This window comes from Achromobacter sp. UMC46, from assembly GCF_014170335.1.
Classification (GTDB): Bacteria; Pseudomonadota; Gammaproteobacteria; order Burkholderiales; family Burkholderiaceae_B; genus Achromobacter.
The window spans coordinates 313,671-332,693 of record NZ_LZZS01000036.1; the positions used below are offsets into that span (position 1 = coordinate 313,671).

The 19,023-nt window shown below is 66.9% G+C and carries 18 protein-coding genes; 12 read left to right on the plus strand and 6 right to left on the minus strand.

Annotated elements, in window-relative coordinates; all coding sequences use genetic code 11:
* The first annotated feature begins 4 nt into the window (after positions 1-4).
* Together A9973_RS26790 and A9973_RS26795 are read left to right on the plus strand one after the other, a co-directional pair.
* Complete coding sequence (locus A9973_RS26790; protein ID WP_183016646.1) at positions 5-712, plus strand: ABC transporter ATP-binding protein; 708 nt, start codon at positions 5-7, stop codon at positions 710-712.
* A 1-nt stretch (position 713) separates the two neighbouring features.
* Complete coding sequence (locus tag A9973_RS26795) at positions 714-1,454, plus strand: ABC transporter ATP-binding protein (RefSeq protein ID WP_183016647.1); 741 nt, start codon at positions 714-716, stop codon at positions 1,452-1,454.
* 45 nt (positions 1,455-1,499) lie between these two features.
* Here A9973_RS26795 and A9973_RS26800 read toward each other — a convergent pair whose 3' ends face one another.
* The 6 genes from A9973_RS26800 to A9973_RS26825 all read right to left on the minus strand — a co-directional run bounded on the left by A9973_RS26800 (position 1,500) and on the right by A9973_RS26825 (position 7,188).
* Positions 1,500-2,462, minus strand: coding sequence for a Nudix family hydrolase (locus tag A9973_RS26800; RefSeq protein ID WP_183016648.1), 963 nt, complete (start codon positions 2,460-2,462; stop codon positions 1,500-1,502).
* Positions 2,455-3,321 carry an ATP-binding protein gene (locus tag A9973_RS26805; protein ID WP_183016649.1) on the minus strand — a complete coding sequence of 289 codons (867 nt, stop codon included), beginning with the start codon at positions 3,319-3,321 and terminating at the stop codon, positions 2,455-2,457. Before A9973_RS26805 ends, A9973_RS26800 begins: the two co-directional genes overlap by 8 nt.
* Before the next feature lie 6 nt (positions 3,322-3,327).
* Positions 3,328-4,554, minus strand: coding sequence for a bifunctional glutamate N-acetyltransferase/amino-acid acetyltransferase ArgJ (gene argJ / locus A9973_RS26810; RefSeq protein WP_183016650.1), 1,227 nt, complete (start codon positions 4,552-4,554; stop codon positions 3,328-3,330).
* Positions 4,555-4,664: 110 nt separating this feature from the next.
* On the minus strand, positions 4,665-5,705 hold the full coding sequence (locus A9973_RS26815) for a hypothetical protein (RefSeq protein ID WP_183016651.1): 1,041 nt from the start codon (positions 5,703-5,705) through the stop codon (positions 4,665-4,667).
* 75 nt (positions 5,706-5,780) lie between these two features.
* Positions 5,781-6,275 (minus strand): MarR family winged helix-turn-helix transcriptional regulator, encoded by a 495-nt coding sequence (locus A9973_RS26820; protein WP_183016652.1) that lies wholly within the window; start codon positions 6,273-6,275, stop codon positions 5,781-5,783.
* Positions 6,268-7,188 (minus strand): alpha/beta hydrolase, encoded by a 921-nt coding sequence (locus A9973_RS26825; protein WP_183016653.1) that lies wholly within the window; start codon positions 7,186-7,188, stop codon positions 6,268-6,270. Before A9973_RS26825 ends, A9973_RS26820 begins: the two co-directional genes overlap by 8 nt.
* A 304-nt stretch (positions 7,189-7,492) precedes the next feature.
* On the opposite strand from A9973_RS26825, the gene A9973_RS26830 reads away from it, so the two are divergent.
* From A9973_RS26830 to A9973_RS26875, 10 genes are all read left to right on the plus strand, one after another.
* Positions 7,493-8,656, plus strand: coding sequence for an ABC transporter substrate-binding protein (locus A9973_RS26830; protein WP_183016654.1), 1,164 nt, complete (start codon positions 7,493-7,495; stop codon positions 8,654-8,656).
* 218 nt (positions 8,657-8,874) lie between these two features.
* Positions 8,875-9,795: a branched-chain amino acid ABC transporter permease gene (locus A9973_RS26835; protein ID WP_105560344.1), complete on the plus strand. Its 921-nt coding sequence runs from the start codon at positions 8,875-8,877 to the stop codon at positions 9,793-9,795.
* Positions 9,796-9,797: 2 nt separating this feature from the next.
* The gene (locus A9973_RS26840; protein ID WP_183016655.1) at positions 9,798-10,760 is read left to right on the plus strand and encodes a branched-chain amino acid ABC transporter permease; all 963 of its coding nucleotides are present in this window, start codon (positions 9,798-9,800) and stop codon (positions 10,758-10,760) included.
* The gene (locus A9973_RS26845; RefSeq protein WP_183016656.1) at positions 10,757-11,533 is read left to right on the plus strand and encodes an ABC transporter ATP-binding protein; all 777 of its coding nucleotides are present in this window, start codon (positions 10,757-10,759) and stop codon (positions 11,531-11,533) included. Before A9973_RS26840 ends, A9973_RS26845 begins: the two co-directional genes overlap by 4 nt.
* Positions 11,533-12,237: an ABC transporter ATP-binding protein gene (locus tag A9973_RS26850; RefSeq protein ID WP_183016705.1), complete on the plus strand. Its 705-nt coding sequence runs from the start codon at positions 11,533-11,535 to the stop codon at positions 12,235-12,237. Before A9973_RS26845 ends, A9973_RS26850 begins: the two co-directional genes overlap by 1 nt.
* 230 nt (positions 12,238-12,467) lie before the next feature.
* Positions 12,468-14,456 carry a biofilm regulation protein phosphatase SiaA gene (gene siaA, locus A9973_RS26855; protein ID WP_220805662.1) on the plus strand — a complete coding sequence of 663 codons (1,989 nt, stop codon included), beginning with the start codon at positions 12,468-12,470 and terminating at the stop codon, positions 14,454-14,456.
* 23 nt (positions 14,457-14,479) lie between these two features.
* Complete coding sequence (gene siaB, locus A9973_RS26860; RefSeq protein WP_183016657.1) at positions 14,480-15,019, plus strand: biofilm regulation protein kinase SiaB; 540 nt, start codon at positions 14,480-14,482, stop codon at positions 15,017-15,019.
* 40 nt (positions 15,020-15,059) lie between these two features.
* On the plus strand, positions 15,060-15,437 hold the full coding sequence (gene siaC, locus A9973_RS26865) for a biofilm regulation phosphoprotein SiaC (RefSeq protein WP_183016658.1): 378 nt from the start codon (positions 15,060-15,062) through the stop codon (positions 15,435-15,437).
* Complete coding sequence (siaD, locus tag A9973_RS26870) at positions 15,434-16,231, plus strand: biofilm regulation diguanylate cyclase SiaD (RefSeq protein WP_183016659.1); 798 nt, start codon at positions 15,434-15,436, stop codon at positions 16,229-16,231. Before siaC ends, siaD begins: the two co-directional genes overlap by 4 nt.
* 39 nt (positions 16,232-16,270) lie before the next feature.
* On the plus strand, positions 16,271-18,847 hold the full coding sequence (locus tag A9973_RS26875) for an EAL domain-containing protein (RefSeq protein WP_183016660.1): 2,577 nt from the start codon (positions 16,271-16,273) through the stop codon (positions 18,845-18,847).
* Positions 18,848-19,023 lie beyond the last annotated feature (176 nt).

The following is a 19,023-nucleotide window of genomic DNA, read 5'->3' on the forward strand; positions in this document are numbered from 1 at the left end:
ACGCATGTTGAAAGTCACGAATCTCAAGAAGCGCTTCGGCGGCCTGGTGGCGCTGCAGGGCGTGGACCTGGAGGTGCCAAAGGGGTCGATCCTGGGCATCATCGGCATGAACGGGTCGGGCAAGACCACGATGCTCAACTGCATCAACGGCATCTATACGCCCGACGAAGGCCGCATCGAACTGGACGGCCACGAGATCGGCGGGCGCCAGATCCACGAAGTGGCCCGTCTGGGCGTGGGGCGCACTTTCCAGGTGCCGCGCATCTTCCGCCACCTTACCTTGCTGGACAACCTGGACGTGGCGCAGCAGCAGGCGGGCCGCAGCGCGGACGAACGCTATGCGCAGTCCGAGTACTGGCTGCACAAGGTGGAGCTGCATCGCCTGCGCCACAACTACGCCGAAGAGCTGTCGGGCGGCCAGCAGAAGCTGGTGGAGCTGGCGCGCATCATGGTCGCGCGGCCCAAGGTCGTGCTGCTGGACGAACCGTTCGCGGGGGTCAACCCCGCGCTGGCGCAGCTGCTGATCTCGGTGATCCGCGAACTGCCTACCGAGCACGATTGCTCGGTGGTGCTGGTGTCGCACGACCTGACCTCCATCTATCAGCTGTCCCACCACATCATCGTCATGAACGAAGGCGCCATCCTGAGCCAGGGCGACGCCGATCACGTGCGCGCCGACCCGCGGGTGGTCGAAGCCTATCTGGGAGCCTGACATGAGCACCGCGATCCTCGCGCTGGAAGACGTGACCGTGGCCTATCACGGCGACATCACGATCCTGAACCGCATCAACGTAGAGGCGCGTGCAGGCAAGGTCACTGGCGTGATCGGCCCCAACGGCGCGGGGAAGTCCACGGTGCTGAAGACGCTCTTCGGCTTCCTGCCGCCGCGCACCGGACGCATCACGCTGCGCGGCAAGGACATCAGCGCGCAACCCTCGCATGAGCGTGCCAACCATGGCGTGGCGTTCGTGCCGCAGCATCGCAGCCTGTTCGGCGACCTGACCGTGCACGACAATCTGCTGCTGGGGTGCTGGCCGTTCCGCCGCGACAAGGCACGGGTGCGCCAGCGCATCGACTCCGTCTACGATCGCTTTCCGATCCTGGCGGACAAGCGCAACGACCCCGTGTCCAGCATGAGCGGCGGGCAGCAGCGCTTTGTGGAATTCGGCCGCGCCTTGCTCATCGAGCCGTCGGTGATCCTGCTGGACGAGCCCACGGCGATGCTGGCGCCCAAGATCTCCAAGGAGATCTACGCGCTGATCCGGGGCTTTGCCGACGAAGGCATGACGGTGGTGCTGGTCGACCAGAACGTGCGCCGCTGCGCCGAGGTGTCGGACTACATGTACATCCTGGAACTCGGGCGCAATAAGGCGGAAGGCGCGCGCGAGGCGTTCGAGGAAGGCGGCGGCCTGCGCGAGATGGTCGCGTCATGGATGGATTACAAGATCGACTGAGGGACCCCGTGGATCCCGCCGGGGCGCACCCCGGCGGGGCCGGCGTCAGAGAACGCCGCGTATCCCGGCGATGCCGTGCGCGCCATGGCGCAGCGCCTGCGATACGGTCTGGGTGGATTGCCCGCCCAGCGCGAAGACCGGAATGCCGGCGTCGCGGTTGCCTTCGACGAAGCCGTCCCAGCCCAGCGTTTGCGCGCCGGGATGGCTGGGCGTATCCAGCACGGGGCCCAGCACCGCGAAGTCGGCGCCGATGTCGCGGGCATGCACGACCTGGGCGTTGTCGTGCGCGGACACGCCGACCAGCGCGTGCTTCGGCAGTTCCGGGCGGGCGGTCAGCCGCGCCGCGTCCGCCGTGCGCAGATGCACGCCGTCGGCTTCCTTCCACCATGCGGCCGGGTGCGCGCTGTTGACCAGCACGCGGGCGCCGGCCGCGCGGCAGCGCTTGAGCACCTGTTGCAGCACTTCGTGCAGCGAACTTGCCCCCGCGCCGTCGGGCCACTGCGGTTCGCGCAGCTGCACAAGCTTCACGCCGCGCGCCAGCGCCGCGTCCAGGCGACCCAGGAACGCGGCCACGCCCGCGCGCGAACCGATCGAGCTGATGCCGTAGGTCGTGGGCAGCTGCAGCCAGCGCAGCGGGGGCAGGGTGGCGGGCAGCAGGTCGCCGACCGAGGCCGCATCGGCCGGGTCGACCCATTCCAGGCGCTGGTTCTCCAGGCCCTGCGGCTCGCCTTCCCAGCCGGTGACGTGGCAGAACGCCAGCCGGACCGTGGTGTGCGGGTAGACGTGCACGTAGGTGACCCACTGGCGCGACTGCGTGACGCGGATGCCGATCTCTTCCTGCAATTCGCGGGCCAGCGCCTGCAGTACGGTTTCGCCCGGCTCCAGTTTGCCGCCCGGCAGCTCCCACCAGCCCGACCACGGCTTGCCCTCGGGCCGCTGGCCCAGCAGCAGCTTGCCGTCGGGGCGCAGGATCAGACCGGCGGCGACGTCGACGATCTTCTCAGACATGGCGGGCCGCCCAATCGCGCGCGAACTGGTAGGCCACCCGGCCCGAACGCGAGCCGCGTTCGATCGTCCATTGCAGCGCTTCGGTGCGGGAAGGCTCGATGTGCGCCTCCGGGCAGCCAAGCTCGCGCAGCCAGTGGTAGACGATGTCCAGGTAATCGTCCTGCTTGAAGGGGTAGAACGACAGCCACAGGCCGAAACGCTCGGACAGGGAGATCTTTTCTTCGACCGTCTCGCCCGGATGGATCTCGCCATCGGGCTGATGCTTGGCCTGCAGGTTCTCGCTCATGTATTCCGGCATCAGGTGGCGCCGGTTGGACGTGGCGTAGATCAGCACGTTGTCGCCCGAGGCCGACACCGAGCCGTCCAGCACGGACTTCAGCGCCTTGTAGCCGGGTTCGCCTTCCTCGAACGAGAGGTCGTCGCAGAACACGATGAAGCGTTCGGGGCGCGAGGCGACCAGCTCGACGATGTCGGCCAGGTCGCCCAGGTCGGACTTGTCCACTTCGATCAGGCGCAGCCCGCGGTCGCCGTAGGCGGCCAGCATGGCTTTGACCAGCGAGCTCTTGCCGGTGCCGCGGGCGCCGGTCATCAGCACGTTGTTGGCCGGCTTGTCCTCCAGGAACTGGACGGTGTTGCGGTCGATGGTGGCCTTCTGGCGCTCGATGTGCTGAAGGTCCTGCATGTCGATGCGGGCGACGTGGCGCACCGCGTCCAGCCAGCCGCGCGACCCGCGCTTGCGCCAGCGGAAGGCGTGCGCGGTCCAGTCGATGTCGGGGGGCGCCGGAGGCAGGAAGGCCTCAAGCTGCGCCAGCACGCGCTCGGCGCGCTGGATAAGGGTGGTGAATTCGCTTGCGCTCATGGCGGATCACGAACGGTAGTCGGCGTTGATGGTCACGTACTCGTGCGAGAAGTCGCAGGTGTAGACGGTGTCGGCGACCTGGCCGCGGCCCAGCGCGATGCGCACCGAGATCTCGGCCTGCTTCATCACGCGCTGGCCGTCGGCTTCCTGGTAGTCGGGATTGCGGCCGCCGTTCTTGGCCACCAGCACGTCGTCCAGCCACAGGCGGATGTTGGACACGTCCAGGTCGTCGATGCCGGCGTAGCCGATCGCGGCCAGGATGCGGCCCAGGTTGGGGTCCGACGCGAAGAAGGCGGTCTTGACCAGCGGCGAATGCGCCACCGCGTAGGCGACCTTCAGCGCCTCTTCCGTGGTGCCGGCCTCTTCGACGCGGATCGTCATGAACTTGGTGGCGCCTTCGGCGTCGCGCACGATCTTCGTGGCCAGCTCCAGCGCGGCGGCGGTCAAGGCAGCGCGCACGGCGGCGTAGGCGGCGTCGGACTCGCTATTGACGTTCACGCCCGACTTGCCGGTGGCGGCGATGATGAAGGAGTCGTTGGTGGAGGTGTCGCCGTCGACCGTGATGCGGTTGAACGAGGCGTCGGCGATCTCGACGGCCAGGCGGCGCAGCAGCGGCTGGGCGATGCCGGCGTCGGTGGCCAGGAAGCTGAGCATCGTGGCCATGTTGGGGCGGATCATGCCCGCGCCCTTGCTGATGCCGGTGAAGGTGACGGTCTTGCCGTCGATCTGCACCTTGGCCGACGAGATCTTCGGCAGCGTGTCGGTCGTCATGATGCCGTGGGCGGCGCTGGACCAGTGGTCGGCGGCCAGGTCGGCGATGGCGCCCGGCAGGCCGGCGACCAGGCGGTCCAGCGGCAGCGGTTCCAGGATGACGCCGGTGGAGAACGGCAGGATCTGCGCGGCCGGCACGCCCAGCAGCTTGCCCAGCGCGGCGCAGGTGTCGTTGGCTTTCTTCAGGCCTTCTTCGCCGGTGCCCGCGTTGGCGTTGCCGGTGTTGATGACCAGCGCGCTGATCGCGCCGCCGGCGGCCAGGTGGGCCTGGCAGACCTGCACGGGGGCGGCGCAGAAGCGGTTGCGCGTGAACACGCCGGCGACGCTCGTGCCCTCGGCCAGGCGGAAGACCGTCAGGTCGCGCCGGTTGGCTTTGCGGATGCCGGCCTCGGTGACGCCGATTTCAATGCCGGCAACAGGAAAAATTTCGGACTCGGAGGGGATCTGCAAATTAACGGCCATGACTTCGTCTCTTGAATGGGCAGGACGGAATCGCCGCCAGGCAAGGCGGCGCGCGGGGGAAAGCTTCGTATTATCCCACCGGTTTGCGGCAGGCGTTTGTCAGGCGCCGGTCAGGGGGCCATCCGCATGGCGGCCACGTCCAGCACCCCGGCGTCGCGGTTGCTGAGCACGCTGCGCACGGTGCCGTCCGGGGCCTGCAGCACCGACTGGCCGGCCGCGACGTCCTCAAAGCCGCTGCGGCGCGCCGAGCGGCCGCGCGACGGCGAAAACAGCAGGTCGCCCGGCTGGGCGCCGGGCAGGCGCGGGTTCGCGGCCAGCACGCGGGTGCCTGGCGGATACGTCATGGCGCCCAGCACGGTCTCGCGCGCCAGCAGGCCTTCGAAATCCAGGATGCGGCGGCCGCCGTCAAGGCGCATGTCCACTTTCAGCAGCGGCATCTGGCGCAGGGTCAGGGCCTCGCTGCCTTCGGTGCGCAGCAGCCAGCGCGCCGTGGACGCGGCCGCATCCGGCAGCGTGCCGCGCGCGGCCTCGTCGACCTTCAGCCAGGCGCCTGGCGGCACGGGCTGCTGGTCCAGCGTGTTGCCGATGGCCAGGTGGCAACTGGCGAAACGGGGCTGGCCGCCCAGCACCGCGAATTCGATCCGGTGGCCGTGCGCGCACAGCCAGCCTTCCTGCGCCTGGTCACGGGTGATTTCGGCCGACAGGGTCTCGGGCTGCCTGGACGTGGCGGCATAGCGGAACAGCTGCGTTGCGGCCACCCCCTGGACGGGTGCGGGCAGGGTGTCGGGGAAGACGGCGCGGTCGAACGAGGCCAGTTCGCCTGGGCGGGTCAGGCTGAGCACGGTGCCCGCCGGCATGTCCACGCCGGCCAGCCGGGTGGCGTGGGCCAGCGTCGTCTTGCGGCCGGCGTCGGCCTGGGCGTCGCGCTGGGCCGAAAACCACAGGCTGAACTGCTGGTAGGGGAAGATGGCGCCGACCAGCGCCAGGAAGGCCATCAGCACGGTGCCGGCGCGCCGGTGGCCGCCCAGCCAGAGCCGGGCGCTGCGTGTGGTGGCCAGGACAGCCAGCCAGGTCAGCAACGTGGCCAGGCAGGCCAGCGAGGCCGCCATCAGCACATAGAAATTACCGCCAGGAAGGGATACCGGAATCATGGCGGCAATTATGCGCCAAACTGATGCGCCAAACCGGGCGCGGATGCGCGCGCCCGCGGCCCGGGATGGTGCGCGTTAGCCCTTGGCGGATTCGGAGCGGGTGGCCACCACTTGCAGCTTGAGTTCGCCCAGGGCCTGGAACAGCGCGTTGCGGGTGGATTCGGGCAGGTCGCCGAACATGGCCTTGACCCAGGACTCGTGGGCGCGCGCCATCCGGGCGAAGGTCTTCTTGCCCTGCGGCGTCAGCTTGATCAGCGAGCTGCGGCGGTCGGATTCCACCTTGGTGCGCACGACCAGGCCTTCCTTTTCCAGCTGGTCGGTGATGCCGGTGATATTGCCGTTGGTGACCATCATGTGCCGCGACAGGTCGCCCATCTTCATGCCCTTGGGCGCGCGCTGCAATTGCGCCATCAGGTCGAAGCGGGGCAGCGTCGTGTCGAACTCGTTGCGCAGGCGGCTGCGGATCTCGCCTTCGATGAGGTTGGCGCAGGTCAGCATCCGCAGCCACAGGCGAAGCGCGTGGTGGTCGTCGGGCGCGGCGCGGGATTCCAGGTCGGGAGCGTCAGTCATGGCTAGGGAGGATACCGGGAATGCGTGGGGAAGCGGGCGCCAGACCCATCTGCTCGAAGATGGCGCGGGTCAGCGGGCTGGAGGGATCGTTGAGCGTCAGCACGATGTCGTAATGATTGGTGCCGGGCATCGGCACATAGTGTCCGGGGAAGCCGCGTGCTTGCCAGGCGGCCAGATAGTCGTCGCTTTGGCGCTTGAACTCGTCGGTTTCGGTTTCGCCGTAGCTGACCACCAGCGGGCAGCCCGCGGGTGGCAAGTGCAGGGCGGGGCTGTTGCGGATGGCGTCGGCCTCGCTCATGCGCATCCACTCGTTGACATGGGTGTGCACCAGCGGGCGCAGGTCGAACAGGCCGGACAGCGGCGCCGCGCCCCGGATCACGTCGTGGGGCACTTCGTAGCTGGCGTGCCAGCCGCCGGCCAGCAGCGCGCCCACCAGGTGCCCGCCGGCGGAACTGCCGCAGACGTGGATGCGCCGGGCGTCGCCGCCGTAGCCGGCGATGTGGCGGTGGATCCAGGCCAGCGCGCGCCGGTTCTGGTCCACGATGCGGTCCAGCGTCACGGCGGGGGCCAGCGAATAGTTCACCGACACGACCACCGCGCCCGCTTCCGTGAAGGCGGGCGCCATGCCGCTGGATTCGTCCTTGGACAACAGGCGCCAATAGCCGCCGTGGATGAACACGAACACGGGTGCGCCGGCGGCGCTCAAGGTGTTCGGCGCGGCGCGGTAGATGTCCAGCCGTTCGTCGGGATGATCGCCGAACGGCACGTCCAGGACGCAGTCCAGCGACTGGCGCGCCGTAGCGCTGTCTTCGGCGTATTTCTTGAGTATCGGCTGGATGTCGGGTACTGTCGCGCGAGCGTTGTACTGGACGTCCAGGCCTGCGCGGTCATAGTGGCGGTAGAGGGTGACCATGGCGGTAGATTGTCGGAAAACCGGTTAGTAAAAACCCTTTGGTAACCCTTTGGTAATGGGTCTTGGTAATAACCCTTTGGTAAAAACCCTAGTCTTGTTTTGAAGAATACTTTAAACCTAAACTATGAACCGCGCCAGTTTTCCCGATGCTGCACAACGGGATCCTGACGCAGCAAGCAAACACTTTGCAAGCGCCAGTTTGACGGCGGCGCAATGGCGCCGGCAGGCCGGGCACAGAAGTCATTCGAATCGCACCCTCTATAAGAACACCCTCTGCGCGGGCTCGCGCACGGAGCACACCAACATGCGTTTGATCACTTCCCTTATCGCCGTCGCCGCGCTGGTGCCGGCCGTGGCCATGGCGGATGCCGTCAAGGTCGGCATCGCCAACGATATCTCCGGTCCGTTCTCGGCGCTGGGCGCCGAAGCCCGCGACGGCTTCAACCTGGCCATCAAGCAGCTGGGCAGCAAGCTGGGCGGACAGCCCGCCGAATTCGTGCAGACCGACATGGGCGGCAACCCCGACCAGGCCCGCCAGCTGGTCACGCGCTACATCCAGCGCGACAAGATCGATTTCTTCACCGGCCCCATCGGCTCGAACGTGGCGCTGGCCGTCGGCCCGGCCCTGTTCGCGGCCAAGGTGCCCTACCTGTCGAACAATCCCGGCCCCAGCCAGTTCGCCGGCGCCCAGTGCAACAACTACTGGTTCGGCACGTCTTACCAGAACGACGCCTTCCATGAGGCGGCCGGCAAGGTCGCGGCGGACCGCGGCTTCAAGAAGATGTTCATCATGGCGCCGGACTACCCGGCCGGCAAGGATGCGCTGACCGGCTTCAAGCGCGGCTACAAGGCCGCGCCGGGCGAGGAGGTCTACACCAAGCTGGGCCAGATCGACTACGCCGCCGAAATCGCGCAGATCCGCGCCGCCAAGCCGGACGCCGTCTACATCTTCCTGCCGGGCGGCATGGGCATCAACTTCGTCAAGCAGTTCGTGTCGGCCGGCCTGTCGCAAAGCGTCAAAGTGATCGGCCCGGGCTTCTCGGCCGACGAAGACGTGATCCAGGCCGTGGGCGAACCCATGCTGGGCATGTACAACACGGCGCAGTGGGCGCACGACCTGGACGTGCCGCAGAACAAGATCTTCGTGGACGCCTTCCGCAAGGAATACAACGGCCGCTACCCGTCCGTGTACGCCGCCCAGGCCTATGACGTCATCATGGCCATGGACGCCGCGGTCAAGCAGGCCGGCGGCAAGGCTTCGGACCGCGACGCCGTCATCCGCGCCCTGGAAAAGGCCGACTACCCGTCGGTGCGCGGCAGCTTCACCTACGGCAAGAACCACTACCCCATCCAGTCCTACTACCTGCGCGTCGTCGACAAGGACGGCAGCGGCCGCATCACCAACAAGCTGGTGGGCAAGGTGTTCGACAAGTACCAGGACGTCTACGTCGGCGATTGCAAGCTATAGGAAGGACCCACCCCCGACGCGCTGCGCGCTTCCCCCTCAAGGGGGGCCCGCCTGAGGGGGCGTCGCTGCGGACCGGCGAAGCCGGCTCCGCGCGACCCCACTTGGGCGGGGACGTTCCGCGGGCTGCGCAGGATGGGCTGCGTAGGGCATAACCAGGCGGTTTCGGTGATTTGGCCGCGAGCAAAGCCATGGGCGATTTGCGGCAGGGGGAAGTATTCATGACGTTTACGCTGATCGTCGAGCAATTGCTGAACGGTCTCCAGTTTGGGTTGATGTTGTTTTTGATCGCGGCCGGGCTGACCCTGGTGTTCGGCATCATGGACATCATGAATCTGGCTCACGGCTCACTCTACATGGCCGGCGCCTATGTCGCCGCCGAAACGATGCAGCGCACCGGTTCATTCACCGCCGCCGTCCTGGTGGCGGCCGTCGCGACCGGCCTGGTCGGCGTGGCGCTGGAACTGACGCTGATCCGCCGCCTGGCGTTGCGCGACCACCTGGCCCAGGTGCTGGGCACCTATGCCGTCATCCTGATCGCCAACGACCTCGTCAAGATGATCTGGGGCCCGGCGCCCGTCATGCTCAACATGCCGGCCGTGCTGTCCGGCCCGGTGCGCCTCTTGCCCGACCTGCTGTATCCCGCCTACCGCCTGATGATCATCGTGTTCGGCGTGGCCGCCGCCGCGGGCCTGTACTGGTTCGTCACGCGCACCCGCGCCGGCGTGCTGGTGCGGGCCGGCGCGTCCAACCGCCAGATGGCCACGCTGATGGGCGTGCGCGTGCCGCTGCTGTTCTTGGGTGTCTTCGTGCTGGGCGCCATGCTGGCCGCAGTGGCCGGCGCCTTGCTCGGGCCGATCACGTCGGTGCAGGTGGGCATGGGCGAAGAGATCCTGATCCTGGTTCTGGTGTGCATCGTGATCGGCGGAATCGGTTCGATCCGCGGCGCCTTCGTGGGCGCCTTGCTGGTCGGCATGGTGGATACGGCGGGGCGGGCGTTCCTGCCGATGCTGCTGCGCCAGGTCTTTTCTCCGGCCGTGGCCTCCAGCGTCGGACCGACGCTGGCCGCCATTGCCATCTACGTTTTGATGGCGGCTGTGCTGGTGTTCCGGCCCTCCGGCCTGTTTCCGGCGCGGGGTTGACGATGAGAAGCATTTTCTGGACCGTGGCCCTTCTGGCGGCGCTGGCAGTGTTTCCGCTGGTGGCGCCGGCGCTTGGCCTGGACTTCTATATTTCATTCGTGCGGCGCGTGCTGATCTATGCGCTGGCCGCGACCAGCCTGAACCTTATCCTGGGATACGGCGGCATGGTGGCGCTGGGGCATGCGGCGTTCTTCGGCGCGGGCGCCTACGCGGTCGGCATCCTGGCGATGTCGGGCGTCACGTCGGCGCTGGTCGTCTGGCCGGTGGCCATGCTGCTGGCGGGCGTGCTGGCCTGCATTACGGGGGCGATCTCGCTGCGCACCCGGGGCGTGTACTTCATCATGATCACGCTGGCGTTCGCGCAGATGCTGTTCTACATCTTCATCTCGCTGCGCCAGTACGGCGGCGAAGACGGGTTGAACCTGCCCGGCTATTCCACGCTGCCGGGCATCGACCTGTCCCATGACGTCAGCTTCTATTACCTGGTGCTGGTGCTGTTCGCGCTTGTCATGTGGGGATTCAGCCGCGTGGTGTCTTCGCGTTTCGGCACGGCCTTGCAGGGCATCCGCGAGAACGAGTCGCGCATGGAGTCCATGGGCTACCCCGTCTACCGCATCAAGCTGGCGGCTTTCACCCTGAGCGGCGCCGCGGCCGGCCTGGCCGGCGCGCTGCTGGCCAACCACAATCTGTTCATCTCGCCCAGCCTGATGCACTGGACGCAGTCGGCCAACCTGCTGATCATGGTGCTGGTGGGCGGTATCGGCCTGCGCTGGGGCGGCGTCGCTGGCGCGGTGGTGATGCTGACACTGGAAGAAGTGCTGCGCCTGTGGACCGAATACTGGCACCTGCCCCTGGGCGTGCTGCTGCTGTGCGTGGTGTTCGGCGCGCCGCGCGGCCTGGTCGGCCTGTTCGGCCCGTTGTTCAGCGGACGCGCCGCGCCCCAATCCGGCAAGGTGGGATCATGAATCCGTCTATCAACGCCACGGTGCCTGCGCTGCAGGCTTCCGGGCTGGTCCGCCGCTTCGGCGCGCTGGTCGCCACCGACAACGTGTCGCTGACCTTGAACCCGGGCGAAATCCATGCCTTGATCGGCCCCAACGGCGCCGGCAAGTCCACGCTGATCCACCTGCTGTCCGGCACGCTGGCGGCGGATGCCGGCACGCTGACGGTGGGCGGGCGCGACGTTACCGGCATGAACGCGCACCAGCGCGTGTCGGCCGGGCTGTCGCGGTCCTATCAGATCACCAACATCTTCAAGCAGTCCAGCGTGCTGGACAACCTGGTGCTGGCGGTGCAGGCCCACGCGGGCAGCAGCTTCCGGTTCTGGAAGCCGCGCGCCGCCGAATCCGCACTGTATGAACAGGCGCGCGAGCTGGCCCGGGAATGCGCCATCGACGCCGCGTTGCTGGACCGGCCGGCCGGCACCCTGCCGCACGGCGAGCAGCGCAAGGTGGAATTCGCGCTGGCGCTGGCTGCCCGGCCCAGCGTGCTGCTGCTGGACGAGCCGATGGCCGGCATGGGCCCGGACGAGACCGTCCGCCTGACCGAACTGATCGAAACCCTGCGGGGGCGGGCCGCCATGCTGCTGGTCGAACACGATATGCAGGCAGTGTTCCGCCTGGCCGACCGCCTGTCGGTGCTGGTGTATGGCCGGGTCATCGCGACCGGCACCCCCGACGAGATCCGCGCCAACCCGGAAGTGCGGCAAGCCTATCTGGGCGACGAGGAGACCGCGTGATGCTCACCATCGAATCCGCCCAGAGCGGCTACGGCGCCAGCCAGGTGCTGTTCGGCGTAGACCTGCAGATCGGCGCCGGGCAGGTCGTGACCTTGCTGGGCCGCAACGGCATGGGCAAGACCACGCTGCTGCGCACCCTGTTCGGCCAACTGCCGCTGCGCGGCGGCAAGATCCATTTTGCGGGGCAGGACATCAGCGGCTGGAGCCCGGACCGCATCGCCCGCGTGGGCGTGGCGATTGTTCCGGAAGGGCGCCAGTGCTTTCCCAACCTGACGGTGCGCGAGCACCTGACGGCCTTCGTCGCCGCGCGCAATCCCGATATCGGCGACCCTTGGACGCCCGAACGCGTGTTCGACCTGTTTCCCAGGCTGGCCGAACGCGCCCGCAATATGGGCAACCAGCTTTCGGGCGGTGAGCAGCAGATGCTGGCCATCGGCCGGGCGCTGGTCACCAACCCCCGGCTGCTGATCCTGGACGAGGCCACCGAAGGCCTGGCGCCCAAGATCCGCGAAGAAATCTGGAATTGCCTGGCGCGCCTGCGCCAAGCGGGGCAGACCATCCTCGTCATCGATAAATATGTCGAAAGGTTGCTGAGCCTGGCCGATCAGCATGTGATCCTGGAACGCGGCAAAGTCGTGTGGACGGGCGACTCGCGCGCGCTGGACACCGACCGCGGACTGTGGGAGCGCTATCTGGGCGTGTAGCAATAAAGCCGCAACAGTGTGGGATGTTCGCGTAAAAAATACGATATAAAACGCAATAAACTCGCAAATACATTGCTGGGTTGAAACTTAAGGTGTCCAGGGCGCATCCAGACGTTTGCGCCTGTTTCAATTGCCCCCGCTGTTCTCTACACTTAGCGCGCCTGGCCCCTCTCGTGCCTATTGGGCGGGTACGTACGTCACGTCTTATCAAGCTGTCAGGAAGACTTCGCATGGCGAAATGGGGTTTGCGCAAAAAATCATTGATGGCGCTGCTGTTGGCATGCGTGATCGCGTTGGCGTCCGCCGCCGTCATCGGATGGATGGTGCTGGATGGAGTAAGAGACCACTTCGGGCGCGCTTTCGCCGATAACTTCACGCAACTCAACCGGCAACGCATCCTGGCCCCGGTGTCGCGCGAACTGGCCTTGTCGCTGCGCCTGGCCGACAGCGAAGTCACCCGTCGCTGGCTGCGCAATGAAAGCGATCCGGCCGCTCGCGAGCTCTTCTTCCGCGAAGCCGACGGCTACCGCCGCGATCTGCTGGGCCGCGCCTACTTCATCGCCAGCGCCGCAAGCGGCCACTATTACTTCAACGACGACAAGCCGCTGTCCGAAGCGCCGCGCTACACGCTGAGCCCCGGCGCGGCGGACGACGGCTGGTTCTACGCCACGCTGAAGTCGCCGGCCAAGTACAACATCAACGTCAACCCCGACCTGAAACTCCAGACCACCAAGGTGTGGATCAACGTGCAGGTGCGCGACGGCGACAAGGTGGTGGCCCTGACCGGCGCCGGCCTGGACGTGGGCGGCTTCCTGCGCGATTTCGTCAACAGCGGCCAGCCCGGCGTCACCCCCATCATCGTCGACGAGGAAGGCGCCATCCAGGCGCACATGGACGCCACGCTGATCGCCTACAACTCGGGCGCGGGCGGCGGCGCCGACGGCCGGGGCAGGGTGTTCAACCTGCTGGACGACGGACCGGGCCGGGACGAACTGCGGTCCGCCATGCATGCGGCCCAGGCCGATCCGCAGTCGGTGCAATCCGCCTGGGTGAAGCTGGACGGCACGCGCCAGCTGGTGTCCGTGGCCTATATGCCCGAACTGCATTGGCATGTGCTGACGGCCGTCGACCTGAGCGCTGCCCGCGTGCTGGACACCGGCTGGTTGTGGCCGGCCGCGATTGGCCTGGCGGTGCTGTTCGCCGCCATGCTGCTGGGTTTCGGCTACGCCATCGAACGGCTGATGCTGCGTCCGCTGCGCCGCTTGCAGCAATCGGCCCGCGCCATCGCGGACGGCAGCTACGACGTGCGCCTGCCCCCGGGCGGGCAGGACGAGATCGGCGACTTGAGCCGCGCCTTCGGCGTCATGGCCGACAAGGTCCGCCAGCACACGGCCGAACTGGAAAGCAAGGTGCGCGAACGCACCTCCGAGCTGGAAGACGCCAACCGCGCCATGGCCGCTGCGCACAAGAAGATCGGCGACTCCATCGACTACGCCAGCCTGATCCAGCGCGCCATCCTGCCGGACCGCCAGCTGACGCAGTCCCTGGGCGCGCACCACTTCGTGCTGTGGAAGCCGCGCGACGTGGTCGGCGGCGACTTCTATGTCTTCCGTTCGGACGGCGCCAACTGCCTGCTGGGCATCATGGACTGCGCGGGCCACGGCGTGCCGGGCGCATTGATGACGATGCTGGCGCGCGCCGCCATCGATCTGGCGATCACCGAGGTCGGCCCCGGAGATCCGGCGGGCATCCTGACCCGCACCGACATCGCCATCCGCGCCATGCTTGCGGACGCGCAACTGCCCCGCGCGCTGGCCACCAATACCGATGCGGGCCTGGTATATATTGACCGCCAGACCGGACGGCTGCGTTATGCCGGCGCCAAGATCAGCCTGTACGCCAGCGATGGCGAGACCTTGCGCGAGATCCCCGGCGGCAGGCGCGCATTGGGCGACAAGCGCACCGGGGTCTACGAGAATATCGATCTGCAGATGGAACCGGGCTGGACCTATTACCTGGCGACCGACGGGTTCCTGGACCAGGCCGGCGGCGAGCACGGCTTCGGGTTCGGCAACACGCGTTTCGCGGGAATGCTCAAGAGACACGCGCGCCAGCCGTTAACTGAACAGGCCGCCGCTTTTACGCAAGCGCTGGCCGAATACCAGGGTGGTCGTCCCCAGCGTGACGACATCACCCTGCTGTCTTTCCGTTTCGAATAAACGTTATCAGGGCGGTAAACGCGATGAATGCCTCCGATCTCTACGCGCTGGGTGAACGGTTCAATCAGGACCGTACCCTGCTGTGCTTCAACGGGCCGATCTCCCGCAGCCTGATCGAGGAAATCGGCAACGCGCTCAAGAATTACCTGAACGCGGAACATGCGCGGCCCGCCGAAGCGATGGACGTGTTCTCGGTGTACATCGAGATGATCCAGAACATCCGCCAGTACGCCGCCGCCCGCGGCGACGCCGAGGCCTCGGCCACCGTCGTGATCGGCCGCCGCGACGAAAGCCGCTATGCGGTGTCGGTGGGCAATCTCGTCAAGTCCGACGACGGCCACGCGCTGGTCGCGCGGATCCAGGAGCTGGCCGCGCTGGACAAGGCCGCGCTGAAGGCCGAATACAAGGCCCAGCTGCACAAGCCCCGCGTCCAGGGCGTGGCGTCGGGCGCGGGGCTGGGGCTGATCGACATCGCGCGTCGCGCCGGCGCGCCGCTGGAAGCCAGCCTGACGCCCGCCGCGGAGGAAGGACAGGCGTTCTTCAGCCTGAGCGTCGTGATCTGAGGGCTCCGCGCGCATTCAAGAATTACTTTCGGAGTATTTGATGAAAGATCTGAACATTCCCGGGACGCAGTCCACGCCCGCCATCACCGCCGACGCCACCGCCGGCGTGCTGGCGATGCGCGGCGACTCCTACCCCGAGAATTCCTTTGAATTGTTCGGCCCGGTGATCGAGTGGGTCGAGGCGTACCTGCTGGGCACGACCGCCCCGCTGAGCCTGGAACTGGAATTGCTGTACCTGAACACCAGCAGCATCAAATCCGTCATGGACATCTTCGACGTGATCGAAGCCGCCCATGGCAAAGGCCGCCAGGTCAGCGTGACCTGGTTCTACGACAAGCGCAATGAACGCGTCGGCGAACTGGCCGAGGAATTCAAGGAAGACTGCACCTTTCCGTTCTCGGTGGTTGGCCGCGAATGAAACCGGGCGCCGCCGAACTGGATCGACGCATCACCGAGTTGCTGGCGGACCCGGCCTATGACGGTCATCCCTTGCGCGAAGCGCTTGAGGCGCTTTGGCAGCACACGGCTGAGCAGATGGCCCGCATCGAGCGCGTGACCCAGTTGTCGGACGCCTATCAATCCATGGCGCACGAGCGCGAACTGGGCCTGTGCGATCAATTCGACCGGCAACTGCGCCGGCTGACGCGCATTGCGCGTATTTCCGACCACTATCAGAACATGATGCGCGACCTGAACGCCGCGCTGGAAGAAACATCCAGCCGCGATCCGCTCACCAGCCTGCTGAACCGGCGCGCCCTGATGGAAATGATCAAGCAGGAAGTCGAGCGTGCCTCGCGCAGCGGCGAGAGCTTCGTCGTCGCCATGCTGGACGTGGACCACTTCAAGGCGGTCAATGACCGCTACGGGCACGAGACAGGGGACCGCGCGCTGGTCGAACTGGCCGGCGTGATGGGCGAAAGCCTGCGCGAATACGACTTGTGCGGGCGTTGGGGCGGCGAGGAATTCCTGGTGCTGCTGCCCAACACGCAGCCTGACGCCGCCCAGAGCGTCATGGACCGGCTGGTCGGCGCGGTGCGCGGGCTGGCGGTTGCCGCGGGCGAAGACGTACTGAGGTTGACGGTCAGTATCGGCATGGCGCATCACCAGTTGGGAGAGACCTTCTCGGAAACGCTCAGTCGTGCGGACCAGGCGCTGTACCTGGCCAAGCAGGACGGACGAGATCGCGTCGCGCTTGGGTTTCCGAAGCGCTGAATGAAGCCGGAACAGCTGTATTCCGGTATGGAGCCCCTTATGCTTGATACTCATGTAAGCGTTTCGAGCGCGGGCCCCCAGGGCGCCGCGTGGCATGTGGGCAATTACCTGGCGTCGATGGATCGGGCGCTGCTGCTGTTCGATTTCGATGCAAGCGGCTCGCTGTTGAACGCCAACGCCAATTTCCTGGCCGCCGTGGGGTACACCCCGGAAGAGGCCCCGACGCTGCGCCACGACATGCTGTGCGACAGCATGGACGAAGGCAAGGGCATCGCCAGCGGAGAACGGATCTGGACCCGGCTTGTCCGGGGCGAACATTTCTCGGGCACCTGCCGCTACCGCAAGAAGGACGGCGGCTCGCTGTGGATCGAAGCTACTTACCTGCCGTTGACGGACGATGGCGGCGACGTCGCGCGCATCTCGGTCATCTCGCGCAAATCCATCGCCGACGCCGAGCGCCAGGAAGAGATCCGCCTGCTGCTGCTGGGCATCAATGAAACCGGCAACGCCGTCGCGGTGTCAGGCAGCGACGGCCGCATCGTCTATGTGAACGACGGCTTCCAGCGCATGCTGGGCTTCGGGCGCGGCGACGCCCTGCACCAGGAGCTGGGCGAACTGCTGGCCGGCGGCCGGCCCGACGGCGGCACCCGCGAAGAGCTGGACCGCCGCGTCGCCTGCCGCGAGGGCTTCCACAAGGATGTGCTGGTCTATGACCGCTGCGGCAAGCCGCTGTGGGTGTCGGTCATGGCCAACTCGGTTTTCGACGACCGCGGAACGCTCGTCAACATCGTGGACGTGCTGACCGACATCACCCCCACCAAAGTGCACGAGGTCCTGCAGCGCCGCGTGTTGCAGGCGATGGTGAACGAGGCCTCGGTGGTCGAGGTCATGAACATGGTCTGCCGCGAGGTCGAGCGCCTGGCGCCCGAAGTGGCCGCTACCGTGCTGCGCGTGGACGACACCGGCCACCTGCGGCCGCTGGCGGCCCCGAGCATGCCGGCCGCCTACAGCGACGCGCTGGACGGCGTGAAGATCGGCCCGCAATCGGGCGCCTGCGGCACTTCGGCATTCCTGGGCCGTCCGGTCATCGTGCCCGACATCGCCACCGATCCCCTGTGGGACGATTACCGCCACCTGCCGCTGCCGGACGACATCAAGGCGTGCTGGTCGTCGCCCATCAAATCCAGCGACGGGCGGGTGATCGGCACCTTCGGGTTCTATTTCCGAGAACGCCGCCTGCCCGACGATTTTCATCATCGGCTGGTCGATGTCTGCGTGTACTTGTGCGCCCTGGCGCTGGAGCGCGAGGAAGCCCGCGCCCGCATCCGCCAGCTGGCGTTCTACGACGAACTGACCGGCCTGCCGAACCGCAACCTGCTGCTGGCGCAAGCCGAGCAGGCGATTGCGCGCGCCGAGCCGGAACGCAAGCGCGTGGCCGTGCTGTTCCTGGACCTGGACCGCTTCAAGCAGGTCAACGACACCCTGGGCCATCCCATCGGCGACGCCTTGCTGCGCGACGTGGCCCAGCGCCTGCGCCTCCTGGCGAGGGCGTCGGACATCGTCGGCCGGCTGTCCGGCGACGAGTTCGTGATGATGATGCCGGACTTCGAACACGGCCGCCTGACCGCCGCCGCCGAACATATCCTGGTGGCGCTGGCCCAGCCGTTTTCGGTGGGTGGCATCACGCTGAACCCGTCGGTCAGCATCGGCATCAGCGTGTTCCCGGAGAACGGGCGCGACATGGATACGCTGCTGCGCCACGCCGACATGGCGATGTACCAGGCCAAGACGGCGGGCCGCAACCGCATTTCGTTCTTCAGCGCCGAAATGAACCGCCAGGCGCAAGAACGCCTGGCCCTGGAAGCCGCCTTGCGAGACGCGCTGGAAGCCAAGGCGCTGCGCCTGCATTACCAGCCGCAGGTCGGCCTGAAGAACGGCAGCCTGTACGGGGTCGAGGCGCTGGCCCGCTGGCGCCACCCGACGCTGGGCGATATCTCGCCCGTGCGTTTCGTGCCGTTGGCCGAAGAATGCGGCCTGATCGGCGACCTGGGCGACTGGGCGCTGCGCGAAGCCTGCTCGCAGCTGTCGATCTGGCGCAACAACGGATTGAAAGTGCCGTCGGTGTCGGTGAACTTGTCAGCCACGAATTTCCACAACCTGAACCTGCCCCGGATGATCGCGGCCACGCTGGCCGAATTTGGCTTGGCGCCCGCCGACCTGATGCTGGAAATCACCGAAGGCGTGGTCCTGGACGCCACCGCCGGCACGCTGCGGACGATCGCCGAGTTGCATCGCCTTGGGGTGCGCTTGTCGATGGACGACTTCGGAACGGGGTATTCCAGCCTGGGCCACTTGCGGCGTTTGATCGTCGACGAGCTGAAGCTGGACCGAAGCTTCGTCCAGGGGTTGGAGAGCGACGACGCGGCGCGCGCGCTGACCAGCGCGGTGATCCGGATCGGCGAGAGCCTGAGTCTGCCGGTCGTGGCCGAAGGGGTGGAGAACGAGGAACAGCGGCGGTTCTTGATCGAGCAGGGGTGTGCCGCGGGACAGGGGTTTCTGTTTTCGCCGCCGTTGCCGGCTAAGGAACTGGAGGAGTGGCTTCGGGGGCGGGTTTGAAGGTGGGGTTTTTGGTGTCGGGAGTTTGAGTTCTTAAGACGCCCGTCGGGTCGGTGGCCGGTGGGGAGGGCAGTGTGCTTAGGGTTCTCGCCCCGGGTTTTGAGTGGTGGAGGATCTTGCGGGGCCCGCTCCCGGCCGGCCGCGCGGGCGGCCTTTGGGAGCTTACGCATCGTCTT